Raw genomic sequence first — 12,524 nt, forward strand, 5'->3', positions numbered from 1 at the left:
CGGCTGTCTGTCATCGGTGGTGTCCGATGTCTTGACCGTGGACGGACAGTGGTTAAAGTCTAGACCAATCGGATGCCCCCACCGGGACCGGCCGATGTGTGCCTGGGTGTGCCGGTCCTGCCGCCGAAGGAGTTGACATGCACAAGAAAAGGAAGTTGGCCGCGCTCATCGGTGCCGGACTCTCCCCCCTGCTCGTCCTCGGCCTCTCCGTGACCCCCGCCAGCGCCCATGGGTACGTCAGCGACCCGGCCAGCCGGCAGGCCCAGTGCGCCGCCGGAGTCGTCGAGTGCGGCTCCATCAAGTACGAGCCGCAGAGCGTCGAGGGTCCCAAGGGGCTCCAGGACTGCGCGGGCGGCCACGACGAGTGGGCCGAGCTGCGCGACGACAACCACGGCTGGAACGTGGCCGACGTCGGCAAGTCCGCGACCTTCAACTGGACGCTGACCGCGGCACACCGCACGACCACCTGGCAGTACTTCATCGACGGCCAGAAGATCGCGGAGTTCGACCAGGGCGGCGAGCAGCCGCCGTCGCAGCTGTCGCACAACGTCGACTTCGGCAACCACTCGGGCCGGCAGACCGTGCTGGCGGTGTGGAACGTCGCCGACACCGCGAACGCGTTTTACGCGTGCGTCGACGTGAACATTGGTTGAGGTTCGCCTTGAAGGTGCCTCTCGCTGCCGTTTCCGCGGTGGCGAGGGGCGCCTTTGTTGGTTGTGGGCTGTACAGCGTTATAGGCCGTAGAGCCGCCTCGCCGTGCCGCCCGCGATCATTGCCGTCACTCGTTGCGCGTCCGACGGTGACCACTCGTCCCGTTCCACCCACTGTTCCGTCAGGTCGGTCATCGCCTCGCGGAAGAGACGGGCGCCGACCAGGTACAGCTCAGGGATGCCGTAGGCATCGGTGGAGAAGAGGAGTTTGCCGAACGGGGTGAGTTCGAGCAGCTCCACGAGCACCTGGCGGGCGCGGGCGCCGGTGTGGGTGAGGGTGAGGCCGAAATCGGCGTAGACGTGGGGGAAGACGGCGGCCAGATAGCCGGCGCCGCGGTGGTAGGGGTAGCAGTGGAGGAGGATCAGCGGGGCGCCGTAGGGGGCTGCCGCGCGGATGAAGTCGGTCAGCAGCAGTGGATCGCAGCGGTCCAGGCGCAGGTCCGGGTCGCCGAAGCCGGTGTGCAGCTGGAGGGGGAGCCCGGTCCGTACGGCCGACCACAGCAGATGCCGCTCCAATACGGGGTCGGAGAGCCTGCCGCCCTGCACCCGGGAGGCCAGCCAGCGGTCGGCCGCGGCGTAGATCTCCGAGGTGCCGGGAGGCGCGGGGTCGAGGTCCAGGCCGCAGCGGTAGGCGACCACGGACTTGAAGCCGCGTGCCGTGCGGGCCGCTTCGCGTACGCCGTCGGAGACCTCGGCCAGAAAGGTGTGGGTGTCGCGCGCGGTGTCCGCAGCCCGCTCGGCCAGCCGTTCCAGACGGACGATCTCGTGGGCCTCCGCGGACGCCGTCTCGGCCAGCTCGCCCGGGGTGAGCAGCGGGCCGGGCAGCCCGGTGTCCACGAGGAACGCGGAGATACCGCTGGCGCGCAGCAGCCTGCCGGTCACCTCCGTGGTGCCCAGCTCGGCACGCCGGCGCAGATACGCCGCCGGCTCGCAGTGCGGATCCAGGCCGAGCACCGGTGCGCAGCAGCGCCGTACGGCGAAGCCCAGCTGGGTGTCGAAGTAGCTGAATGGAGGGCCGGTCTCCTCCGCCGTGGCGCCGACGGCAGGGGCCGGGCGCCGCGGGACGTGGGCCTCCGTCAGATAGCCCTCGAACGCGGCCGGGTCGGGGCCGACCCGGAGCACTCCGTGGCAGTGCTGATCGATCAGCGGCGGGAACGCGGGCGCAGACGTCGGCATTCAGTACCTCCCCCGGGTCGCGGCGGCGATCTCCTGCTCGCTCGTTCCCTCGAACAGCTCGATCTCGCCCGCGCGCACCGCGCGAATGGCGCCGAACAGTGGTTCACCCAAGGCCGGGCGCAGCACCTGGGAGTTCTCGAAGTGTGCCAGTGCATCGCCGAGCGAGCCAGGCAGCGGCCGGGGCATGGGGTCCAACTGCACCGGGTCGCCCGTCACAGGTGCGGGCAACCGGGCGGCGGCCGGCTCTGCGCCGGTGAGCGTACCGAGACCGGCAAGCCCCGCCGCGATGACGCCGCCCACCAGCAGATACGGATTGGCCGCCGAGTCCACACACTTGACCTCGGCGTTCGCGCTGTCCGCGGCGGAACCGCTGCCCGCGATGAAGCGGAGCGCGGCCTCCCGGTTCTCCAGGCCCCAGCACTGGAAGGCGCCCGCCCAGCGGGACGGGCGCAGCCGCAGATAGCTGGCGAGGGAGGGGGCGCCGAGCGCCAGCAGCGCCGGCAGTTCCCGCAACACACCGGCCAGGAACGCCTCGCACTCCCGCGTCATCCCGAACGGCCCCTCGCCGCCCGCGCACAGATTGCGGCCGTCCCGCCACAGACTCAGATGCAGATGCCCCCCGCTGCCCACCCCGCCCGGGTCGACCACCGGCGCGAACGACGCGGTCAGCCCGTGCCGCAGCGAGACCGCGCGTACCGTCTCCCGCACCAGCACCGCCAGGTCGGCGGCGCCCACCGGGTCGGACGGTGCGACCGACACCTCGAACTGGCCCGCGGCGTACTCGGGGTGGATCTGGAGAACCTCGATCTCCTGCGCGGTGAGCGCCGCGAGGATGTCGCGCAGATAGTCCGAGGTCTCCACCAGCCTCGCCATGCCGTAGGCCGGGCCGCTCGTCGGATACACCGGCTCGCCGCCCGCTCCCGGCAGCGGGCCGCGCACGGCCACCCACTCGGTCTCGAACCCCGTACGCAGCTCGATGCCGTGCTCGGCCAGTGCCCGTTCGGCCATCCGCCGTGCGAATCCCCGCTGGCAGGCCGCGTACGGCCGGCCGTCCTGCTCGTAGCGGTCCACCGGCGCCCAGGCCCAGCCGGGCTGCGCCGAGAGCACCGTCAGCCGGTCCAGATCCGGAACCAGTCGCAGATCCCCGTCAGGGCCACCGATGTGCTCGCTGGCCGTCATGGAGTCGTCGACCAGATAGACGTCGAAGCACGGGGACATGCCCACGCCTGCGCCGACGGCCTGCGGCAGCCGGTTCGCCGGTACGGCCTTGACCCGGGTGAGCCCCGCGTTGTCCACCCAGGTGAGCGCCGTGCCGTGCACTCCGGCCAGGGTGAGCCGCTCCGCGGCGGCACGGGCCCGCTCCTGGGCGGGCCCGGGGTCCCGCTCCCGTCGATGGCCGGGTTGCCCCGTCTTGTCCGATGTGGTCCGCGCTGCCGTGTCCGTTTCGCCGGCCGGCGTCCGCCGTGTCGTTCCCATGCACGAGGCGTTTACTCCCCGTTCGCGATCAGGGCAAGTCGCCGTGCGCCGGGAGCCCTCAAGCCGCCCGGGATGTGCCAACGGCAACAAGCCTGGGTACGACGTGCCTGACTTCAGGGCTAGTTGGGCAGGTACCCCAATGAGGCCACATCGGAGCGGGGAGGGAAACTTGGAAGGTGGCGAGACCAATGCGGCTACGGTACGGGAGCAGCGGTATGCGCATCACTGACGTCACTGGCGGTGAGCCGGCCGCCAGAGACGCCGTGCAGAACGGTACGACGGAAGGGGGCGGCGCCTCCCCGGCGGTGCCCCGGATGGTGCTGGGGATCAGACTGCGGAGGCTGCGCGAGGCACAATACATATCCCGCCGGGAGGCCGCGGAGGCCATTCGGGTCACCCATCAGCGGATCCAGGATCTGGAGCAGGGCCGCATCGGCTGTGCCCTGCGGGACGTCGAGGACCTGCTCACCATCTACGGCGTCACGGACGAGAGCGAGCGCGCGGTACTGACCGCGCTGGCCCAGCAGGCCAACACGCCCGGCTGGTGGCACTCCTTCCAAGGGGTCGTGCCCCGCTGGCTGCACAGCTACCTGGGCCTGGAGCAGGCGGCCAGCGTGATCCGCACCTTCGAGGTGCAGTTCGTGCCCGGCCTCCTCCAGACCAGCGGGTACGCCCGCGCCGTCATCGAACTGGCCCACGGCGAGGAGCCCGAGGCGGGCATCCAGCGCCGTGTCGACCTGCGGATGCGGCGCCAGCAGATCCTCTACGGTCCCCGCGCCCCGCATGTGTGGGCCGTCATCGACGAGGCCGCGCTGCGCCGCCCCGTCGGCGGAGCCGCCACGATGCGGGCCCAGCTGCGGCATCTGAGCGCGATGAGCGAACTGCCGCATGTGACGGTGCAGATCATGCCGTTCAGCGCGGGCGGACACGCAGCAGCGGGTGGCCCCGTCACGCTGCTGCGGCTGCCCGAGAGCGAACTGCCCGACATCGTTTACCTGGAGCAGCTGCACAGCGCCACCTACCTCGAGGACGACGCCGACATCGAGGCGTACCGCCGCGTCACCGATCGTCTGGTGACCCGCTCGATGCCGCCGTCCCAGACCCGCGACATGCTGCGGCAGATCGCCGACGAGCTGCCGGACGAGTCGTCGGTGCGCGTCGCCAGCCACTAGGGCGTGACCGCAGCACTTGCGTACCCGGCATCGGGGCTGCGCTTGCCAGCCCTGCGCCTCTGGCGCAGACCTCCCAAGCACAGAGGGGGATGCGCCCCGTAAGGGGCGCGGGGAACTGCGCGACCAGCCAGAACGCACCCGCAGTCCGCGAACAGCGAGCAGGGGCACCCCGTGCCGGAACCCCGCAAAGTCAGCCCGCGTCGGGGAGGCGCTCGAAGATGGCGGTGAGGCCCTGGCCGCCGCCGATGCACATGGTTTCCAGGCCGTAGCGGGCGTCACGGCGCTGCATCTCGTGGGCCAGAGTCGTCAGGATGCGCGCGCCGGTGGCGCCCACCGGGTGGCCGAGGGAGATCCCGGAGCCGTTGACGTTGATCCGCTGCTCGTGGTCCCGTTCGGTCAGCCCGAGAGCGCGGGTGCAGGCGAGGACTTGCGCGGCGAACGCCTCGTTCAGCTCGATGAGGTCCATGTCCGCCAGTCCGAGCCCGGCCCTGGCGAGCGCGTCCCGGGTGGCCTGTACCGGGCCCAGGCCCATCGTCGCGGCGGGCACGCCTGCCCGGGCGAAGGAGACCAGCCGCACCAGCGGCCGCAGCCCGAGCCGCTCGGCGGTCTCCGCGCCGGTGACCAGGCAGGCGGCCGCCGCGTCGTTCTGGCCGCTGGCGTTGCCCGCGGTCACGGTGGCCTCCGGGTCCTCCCTGAGCCGTACGGGCCGCAGCCCGGCCAACTGTTCGGCGGTGGTGTCCGGGCGGGGGTGCTCGTCCGTGTCGATACGCGTCTCGCCCTTGCGGGTCCGTACGGTCACCGGCACCGTCTCCGCCTCGAACCTGCCCTCGGCCAGCGCCCGTCCGGCGCGCTGCTGGGAACGGAGCGCCAGCGCGTCCTGCTCCTCGCGGCTGACGGAGAACTCCCGGCGCAGATTCTCGGCCGTCTCGATCATCCCGCCGGGTACCGGATGGTTCTCGCCGCCCGCGGTGATCCGGCCGCGGGCGAGGGAGTCGTTCAGTGTCAGCCCCGGGCCCTTGATGCCCCAGCGGCCCTCGTGGGTGTAGTACGGCGCCGCGCTCATCACCTCGGCGCCGCCCGCGATGACGACCTCGCTGAACCCGGCCCGTATCTGCATCGCGGCGTCCAGCACCGCCTGAAGCCCTGAACCGCAGCGCCGGTCGATCTGAGTGCCCGTCACCGACTCGGGCAGGCCCGCGTCCAGCGCGGCCACCCGACCCAGGGCCGGAGCCTCCGAGGTGGGGTAGGCGTGGCCGAGGATCACTTCGTCGACCCGGGCCGGGTCGATGCCCGTACGCGACACGGTCTCGGAGATCAGCAGGGCTGCCAGCGTCTGCGGGCGCTGCCCCGCCAGCGCGCCGCCGAACCGGCCGATGGGGGTGCGCAGGGGGGAGCAGATGACGATGTCGGGGCTGTCGGAGCTGACGGACATGCTGTGGCCTTTCCGGCTTCGATGAGGGGGCGGGCTGCGTCGGTCACTCGGTCTCGCGTCGCTGGTCCCCGGAGTGTGCGGGAGGGGTGGGCAGGACCTCGCGGGCCACGTCGAGCACGCTGCGCAGCGCGGCGGACGGGTTGTCAGGGCGCCAGGCGAGCGCCGGACGGAGCACCACGGGCGGCCCCGCCAGCGGGCGGTAGGCCAGGCCGGTCTGCTGGATGTGGGTGCAGGAGGTGAGCGTGAGGGTGACCCCGACGCCCATCGCGACCAGCGCGAGAATCGTGTACGAGTCCGGCGCCTCCTGCACGACGCGTGGGATGTGCCCCGCGCGCTCGCAGGTCTGGAACGTCACATCGCGCAGGCTGGAGCCGGTGTCGGCCGGGAAGCTGACGAACGGCTCGCCTGCCAGGTCAGCGACGTCGACCCGCTCCTGACGGGCCAGCGGATGGTCGGAGGCGAGCGCGCAGATCAGTTCCTCCTCGGCGATCACCCGGGTCTCCACGCCCGGCCGGGCCACCGGCAGCCGGACGAAACCGAGGTCGAGGGAGCCCTCTGCGACCCGGGCGAGGGCCCGGTTCGCATAGTTCTGGCCCTGCATGACCAGCTCGATACCGGGGTGCGCGGTGCGGACTGCGCGGGTCAGCAGGGGAAGGGCGGTGTGGCTGGAGGCCCCCGCGAAGCCGACGCTCACCCGGCCGAACTCACCGCGCCCCGCGGCCTTGGCGACCCGGGTGGCGGCGTCCAGATCGGCCAGCACCTTGCGGACCGGTGCCAGAAAGGACTCGCCCGCGCTGGTCAGCCGCACCGAGCGGGTGCTGCGCTCGAACAGCTGCGCCCCAAGCTCCTTCTCCAGCTGGCGGATCTGCTGGCTGAGCGGCGGCTGAGCCATACGCAGCCGCTTGGCGGCCCGGCCGAAGTGCAGCTCCTCGGCCACGGCGACGAACGCGGCGAGGTAGCGCAGCTCCACGGCGGGCTCACTTTCGGGAGGGGCGGCTTCGAGAGGGGGCGGCTTCGAGACAGGGCGGCTTCGGCGAAGGGGCTTCGGCAGGGCGAAGGGGCTTCGGTAAGGGGTGGCTGCCTGGGCCACTGATCTGTTGTTCGTCTCAAAAAGACTCTAATTTGGTCCTGGACGCAGATCAATGCCGTCGCTGGCAACGTGCGACCGCGCGCAGTGAGGAGAGGGAGCCGTTCATGCGGATCAGGGTGGTCGGAGCCGGCACCATGGGGCGCGGCATCGCACAGTGGGCCGTCACGGCCGGACACACGGTGGAACTTGCCGACGCGCGGCCCGAAGCGGTGGCCGACGCCGTCTCGTTCGTCCGCGCCATGCTGGAGCGGGCGGTGGAGAAGGGCCGGACGAGCCGCGCGGCGGCCGACCGCGCGGTGGCAGCGCTGGTGGCACTGGACTCGCCCTATGACTCCGCGTCCGACCCCGCCGCGGACGGCGATGCTCCGGAGCTGGTGATCGAGGCAGTGCTGGAGGACCTCGAGGTCAAGGCGGAGCTGTTCACCGGCCTGGAGCGGGTGCTGCCCGACTCGACCGTCTTCGCCACCAATACGTCGTCGCTGTCCGTCACCCGGATCGGCGCCCGGCTCGCCGACCCCGGGCGGCTGGCCGGGCTGCACTTCTTCAACCCCGTGCCTCTGATGAAGCTGGTCGAGGTGGTGCCCGGCGCCGCCACCCGCGAGGGCGTGCCCGAGATGCTGGCCGCACTCGTGGCGGACTCGGGGCACCGGCCGGTCACGGTGGCCGACACCCCCGGCTTCCTCGTCAACCACGCGGGGCGCGGACTGGTGACCGAGGCGTTCGCGCTGCTGGAGGAGTCGGTCGCGGGGCACGCCGCGATCGACCGGATCGCCCGTGACGTACTCGGGCTGCGCATGGGGCCGTTCGAACTGATGGACCTGACGGGGCTGGATGTGACGGCTTCTGTGATGGACACCGTCTGGGACGGCTTCCGTCACGCGGATCGGCTGCGCCCCTCCTATCTGCCGGCCAACCGGGTCGCGGCCGGGCGGTACGGGCGCAAGTCCCTGCGGGGCTTCTACGCGTACGGAGAGGGGGAGGCGGGGCCCTCGCTGCCCGAACCCCGGGTCGAGGGCGGCGACCCCGCGCGGGCCGTTCGCGTCACCGGCGCCGAACTCGCCGAACTCGCCTCCGCGGCGGCTTCGCCGGACGATGCCCTGGTCCTGGTGCCGACCTGGGGCACCTCGGTGGCGACCGCGATCGCGGAGAGCGGACTGCCCGCGGAGCGCACCCTGGGGGTGGATCCGCTGTCGCTCGGCACCCCGCGCCGGGTACTGGCGGTGACGGCCGCCACGCGGGAGGACGCCGTACGGGACGCCGTCGCCGTGCTCGCCCGGGGCGGTCATGCGGTGTCCGTCGTACGGGACACCGCCGGCTCCGTCGCCCAGCGGCTGCTGGCGTCGATCGTGAACGTCGCCACCGGCATCGCCGAGCGCGGAATCGCCGCGCCTGCCGATATCGACGTGGCCGTCACCCTCGGCCTCGGCTATCCGCGGGGCCCGCTGGCCTGGGCCGACACGGTGGGAGGGGCCCGCATGTGCTCCCTCTTGCGGGCCCTCCACACCGAAACGGGCGACCCTCGCTACCGCCCCACTCCCTGGCTCACCCACCGGGCGAGCCTCGGCCTCCCGCTGAGCACACCGATGCCGCCCCTCCCGGAGTGAGGCCCGCACCCCCGGCACCTCACCGGCCGTGCTCGGGGCTCCGTTCGCTGTAGAGGGCGTCGATCTCGGCCGCGTACGCCTCGGCCACGGCCTGCCGTTTCACCTTCAGGGACGGGGTCAGCAGCCCGTTCTCCTCGGTGAACTCGCCGTCGACGATGCGGAATCGGCGGATGGACTCGGCGGTGGAGACCGCCTCGTTCGCGTAGTCGACGGCCCGCTGCACCGCGGCGACCATCTCCGGGTCGTCACGCAGCTCGGCGAGCGGGGTGTCGGCGGGCCGCTTGCGCACCCGGAGCCAGTGTGCGACCGCCTCCGGGTCGAGGGTGACCAGCGCGCTCACGTAACGGCGGCCGTCGCCGACGACCATGCACTGTGCCACCGGTGGACGGCTGCGCAGCCGGTCCTCCAGCGGAGCGGGGGAGACGTTCTTGCCGCCGCTGGTGATGAGGATGTCCTTCTTGCGGCCGACGATGGTCAGATACCCGTCCTCGTCCAGCTCCCCGAGGTCACCGGTGGCGAACCAGCCGTCGGACAGCACCTGGGCGCTCGCCTCCGGCCGGTTCCGGTACGAGCCGAAGACGATGCCGCCCTTGATCAGCACCTCGCCGTCGTCCGCGATGCGTACCGCCGTGCCCGGTACCGGGCGGCCGACGGTGCCCGGGCGCGGGCCGAGCGGTGGCGTGACGGTGGCGGCGGCAGTCGTCTCGGTGAGCCCGTAGCCCTCGTAGATGACGATGCCGGCCGCGTAGAAGAACAGGCTGAGGCGGCGGTCCAGCGGTGAGCCGCCGCTGATGGCATAGCGCAGTCTGCCGCCCAACTCCTTGCGGATACGCCGGTAGACCAGCAGGTCGTACAGGCTCCAGGCCAGATACAGCCCCGGCGAAGGCCCGTTGCCGGTGCCCAGGAACTTGTGCAGATACGCCTCGCCGAAGCGCACCGCGATCCGGTCGGCGCGGTCGAAGGAGGAGCCACGCCCCAGCTTCTCCGCCGTCTCCCGCCCCGTATCGTGGATCTTCTCGAAGAGGTAGGGCACGCCGACGACGAACGTCGGCCGGTAGGAGCGCAGTTCGGGGCGGAGTTCGTCAGGCTTGATGCTGGGGCAGTGCCCGAACTCGATCCGGGCGTACAGACAGGCGATCTGGATCGTGCGGCCCAGGATGTGCGCGAGGGGCAGGAAGAGCAGGGTGGAAGCCGTCTGGCCGGTGACCTCTTTGAAGACCGGGTGCAGCAGTTCGACGGTGTTGGCGGCCTCGGCGTGCAGATTGCCGTGGCTGAGCACGCATCCCTTGGGCTTGCCGGTGGTGCCTGAGGTGTAGCAGAGGGTGGCGTCGGTGTCGGGGCCGAGGGCAGAGCGGCGCTCGGTGAGCTCGGTGTCGGGTATCTGCCGCCCGTCGTCGGCGAGTTGGGCGAGCGCGGGCCGGGAGCCCGCGACCGGGTCGATCTGCCACAGCCGTGGCCGCCGCGGCTGCGCCGCCAGCGCGGGTTCGGCGGTGGCGGCGTGCTCGGCCGTCTCGACGAACAGGAAGGCCGCGCCCGAGTCACGCAGGATCCACTCGATCTGCTCGGTGGAGGAGGTGGCGTAGATGGGCACCGTCTGGCCGCCCGACGCCCAGACGGCGAAGTCCAGCACACACCACTCGTACCGCGTACGGCACATCAGCCCGACCCGGTCCCCGGGCTCCAGCCCCGCCGCGACCAGCCCCTTCGCCGTCCGGGCGACCTCGCGGGCGAACTCGGCGGCGGACACCGGGAGCCATTCGTCCCCGACCTTGCGGCGGATGACGACCGTGTCGGGTGCTTCTTCGGCGTTGGTGAAGGGGAGGTCGGCGAGGCTTCCGGAGGTGACGGGCGGGACCAGGGGCTCGGCACGTGCCTCGCGTACGGCGCCGTCCTCCTTGATCACCTTCACCGGGCCACGTGACGCCAGGTCGCCGCGCCGTTTCGCTGTCCTGAGGTCCTTCCAGACGCCCATCTCTTCGGCTCCTGTTCGCGGGTGCGGGTGTGGTGCCGATGCGCTGCGCGCGCTGCGCTTGGTGACAGGACAGTCAACTTACTCATGCGTAAGGAGAAATCAATGCCCGGGACAGAGAGATTCGATGCTTACCCGGCATGGGGGTTGCGCCCCGAAGGGGCGCGGGGAACTGCGCGACAAGCCACAACGCGCCCGCAGTCCGCGTGCGTCGGGCCAGGGGCATCCCCTCACCGGCACAACGGAGGGGGAGCGGCAAAATCCACGCGGCAAGATCCGCCGGATAACGGCATGGCGGGGTCGGCGATCCGGGTGGCCCGAGCCTCCCCCCGGCTGCTCGGACGAGACGCAGCCCTCCGGCTCCGGATCGCCGTCATCCCCGCCGAGCCTCCACTGGCAGCGGGCCCGCCGAGGATCGGGGCCGCTGAATGCCGCCCGCGGACCCCCCACAGGCCGCGGGCGGCTGCCCAGCGGTGGCACAGGCCCGGGCGTCTGACGGGGAGACGCCCGAGGACTTCCTCAGATTGCCCCACACCCGTCCCGCCCAGCAGGGGCCGAACGGCCCCTCTCCGTACGGGCTCGGTGCTCGCGCGGCCCCCCGCCGCGCCTCAGTGCTCGTGCGGCCCGTCGTGGTGCACAGGGCCGTGCGGGTCCGCGCAGTGCTCCGCAGCGGACGGCGGGTCCGCGCAGTGCCCCGCAGCGGCGGGAGCGGCGGACAGCGCGTGGGCGCCGGCCGGCAGCCGGTCCGCGTGGTCGATCTGTAGCGTGGTGTGGGTCAGGCCGTGCCGCTCGGCCAGCATGCGGTCCAGGTCGCGGCGGACCCGGTGACAGTCGCCGCCCGGCTCCACCAGAACGTGCGCCGACAGCGCGGGCTCGCCTGAGGTGATCGTCCAGATGTGCAGGTCGTGCACCTCGGTCACCGACTCGGCCGCGGCGAGTTCGTCGCCCACCTCGTCCGGGTCGAGGCCGACCGGTGCCGCCTCCAGGAAGATGCGGCTCGAGTCGCGCAGCAGCCCGTAGCCGGCCTTCAGCATCAGCCCGACGACGAGCAGCGTGGCGATGGCGTCGGCCCGCGCGTAGCCGGTGACCAGGACGACGAAACCGGCCACCGCGGTGCCGATGAAGGCGAACAGATCGTTGAGTATGTGCTGGTAGGCGCCCTCGACATTGAGCGAGGAGCGGTTCGCCCGCGACAGGCACCAGGTGGCCAGGAGGTTCACCACGATGCCCACCAGCGCCGTGGCCACCACCATCCAGCCGGTCACTTCGGGCGGGCTGATCAGCCTGCGTACGGCCTCGTAGCCCAGCCAGACGGCGGCCAGTATCAGGGTGAGCCCGTTCGCGTGGGCGGAGAGGATCTCGGCCCGCTTGAGCCCGAAGGTGTAACCACCGCGTGCGGGCCGCGCCGACAGTTGCATCGCGACCAGCGCCAGCACGATCGAGACCGCGTCGGTGAGCATGTGTACCGCGTCCGACAGCAGCGCGAGGGAGCCCGCCAGCACGGCGATGGCCGCCTCGACGACGATGAACGCGAGGATCAGCGCGAGCGCCATCGACAGCCAGCGACGGTCGGCCTCGACCGAGACGCCGTGCGTGTGCCCGGCGTGCGAGTGCCCGTTCCCGCTGTGCCCGTGCCCATGGCCCGGCTGCGCGCTGTCGTGCTTGTCTCTCGCGTCCACGTCAGTCCTCCCCATCGGTGACCCTTCGTGACTCCCCGGCCTCTGGTCGGGGGTGCCCCACCGCTCCGCGCCGACCGAGGTGCGCCGCCCCCTCGCGGTGCCGGGCTGAGTGCAGTGAAACCCAGCGCACCCCGGGGGTGCAAAGGCTGCATCGGTGACCGTTGTCAAAACCGATAACACCGCTGTGACCTGCGGTTTCTTCATGATTTCCGTTGT

At 71.8% G+C, this 12,524-nt stretch carries 9 protein-coding genes; 3 read left to right on the plus strand and 6 right to left on the minus strand.

What is annotated here, in order from left to right:
• Positions 1-137: 137 nt before the first annotated feature.
• A complete protein-coding gene (locus tag ACTWQF_RS07325) occupies positions 138-653 on the plus strand; it encodes a lytic polysaccharide monooxygenase auxiliary activity family 9 protein (protein ID WP_443244768.1) in 516 nt (171 codons plus the stop codon).
• 78 nt (positions 654-731) lie between these two features.
• On the opposite strand, the gene ACTWQF_RS07330 is transcribed toward ACTWQF_RS07325, so the two are convergent.
• Both ACTWQF_RS07330 and ACTWQF_RS07335 read right to left on the minus strand, forming a co-directional pair.
• Positions 732-1,886: an amidohydrolase family protein gene (locus ACTWQF_RS07330; RefSeq protein WP_443278230.1), complete on the minus strand. Its 1,155-nt coding sequence runs from the start codon at positions 1,884-1,886 to the stop codon at positions 732-734.
• The gene (locus ACTWQF_RS07335; RefSeq protein WP_443278232.1) at positions 1,887-3,362 is read right to left on the minus strand and encodes a glutamine synthetase; all 1,476 of its coding nucleotides are present in this window, start codon (positions 3,360-3,362) and stop codon (positions 1,887-1,889) included. It lies immediately after the preceding gene.
• A 215-nt stretch (positions 3,363-3,577) separates the two neighbouring features.
• Between ACTWQF_RS07335 and ACTWQF_RS07340 the strand changes: the two genes are divergently transcribed.
• Positions 3,578-4,534: a helix-turn-helix domain-containing protein gene (locus tag ACTWQF_RS07340; RefSeq protein ID WP_443278234.1), complete on the plus strand. Its 957-nt coding sequence runs from the start codon at positions 3,578-3,580 to the stop codon at positions 4,532-4,534.
• A gap of 190 nt (positions 4,535-4,724) precedes the next feature.
• Here ACTWQF_RS07340 and ACTWQF_RS07345 read toward each other — a convergent pair whose 3' ends face one another.
• Positions 4,725-5,966 (minus strand): acetyl-CoA C-acetyltransferase, encoded by a 1,242-nt coding sequence (locus ACTWQF_RS07345; RefSeq protein WP_443278236.1) that lies wholly within the window; start codon positions 5,964-5,966, stop codon positions 4,725-4,727.
• A gap of 43 nt (positions 5,967-6,009) precedes the next feature.
• On the minus strand, positions 6,010-6,936 hold the full coding sequence (locus ACTWQF_RS07350) for a LysR family transcriptional regulator (protein WP_443278238.1): 927 nt from the start codon (positions 6,934-6,936) through the stop codon (positions 6,010-6,012).
• A gap of 224 nt (positions 6,937-7,160) precedes the next feature.
• On the opposite strand from ACTWQF_RS07350, the gene ACTWQF_RS07355 reads away from it, so the two are divergent.
• Positions 7,161-8,660: a 3-hydroxyacyl-CoA dehydrogenase gene (locus ACTWQF_RS07355; protein WP_443278240.1), complete on the plus strand. Its 1,500-nt coding sequence runs from the start codon at positions 7,161-7,163 to the stop codon at positions 8,658-8,660.
• A gap of 19 nt (positions 8,661-8,679) precedes the next feature.
• Here ACTWQF_RS07355 and ACTWQF_RS07360 read toward each other — a convergent pair whose 3' ends face one another.
• Together ACTWQF_RS07360 and ACTWQF_RS07365 are read right to left on the minus strand one after the other, a co-directional pair.
• Positions 8,680-10,632, minus strand: coding sequence for an AMP-dependent synthetase/ligase (locus ACTWQF_RS07360; RefSeq protein WP_443278242.1), 1,953 nt, complete (start codon positions 10,630-10,632; stop codon positions 8,680-8,682).
• Between the two features lie 605 nt (positions 10,633-11,237).
• Positions 11,238-12,323, minus strand: coding sequence for a cation diffusion facilitator family transporter (locus tag ACTWQF_RS07365; RefSeq protein WP_443278244.1), 1,086 nt, complete (start codon positions 12,321-12,323; stop codon positions 11,238-11,240).
• Between the last annotated feature and the right edge of the window lie 201 nt (positions 12,324-12,524).

This window comes from Streptomyces sp. 8N114, assembly GCF_052245835.1.
GTDB lineage: Bacteria > Actinomycetota > Actinomycetes > Streptomycetales > Streptomycetaceae > Streptomyces.

Coding starts and splice junctions, on each gene's coding strand:
- ACTWQF_RS07340 (WP_443278234.1), top strand. CDS start 3,578: ATGCGCATCACTGACGTCACTGGCGGTGAGCCGGCCGCCAGAGACGCC.
- ACTWQF_RS07360 (WP_443278242.1), bottom strand. CDS start 10,632: ATGGGCGTCTGGAAGGACCTCAGGACAGCGAAACGGCGCGGCGACCTG.
- ACTWQF_RS07365 (WP_443278244.1), bottom strand. CDS start 12,323: ATGGGGAGGACTGACGTGGACGCGAGAGACAAGCACGACAGCGCGCAG.
- ACTWQF_RS07335 (WP_443278232.1), bottom strand. CDS start 3,362: ATGGGAACGACACGGCGGACGCCGGCCGGCGAAACGGACACGGCAGCG.
- ACTWQF_RS07345 (WP_443278236.1), bottom strand. CDS start 5,966: ATGTCCGTCAGCTCCGACAGCCCCGACATCGTCATCTGCTCCCCCCTG.
- ACTWQF_RS07355 (WP_443278240.1), top strand. CDS start 7,161: ATGCGGATCAGGGTGGTCGGAGCCGGCACCATGGGGCGCGGCATCGCA.
- ACTWQF_RS07330 (WP_443278230.1), bottom strand. CDS start 1,886: ATGCCGACGTCTGCGCCCGCGTTCCCGCCGCTGATCGATCAGCACTGC.
- ACTWQF_RS07325 (WP_443244768.1), top strand. CDS start 138: ATGCACAAGAAAAGGAAGTTGGCCGCGCTCATCGGTGCCGGACTCTCC.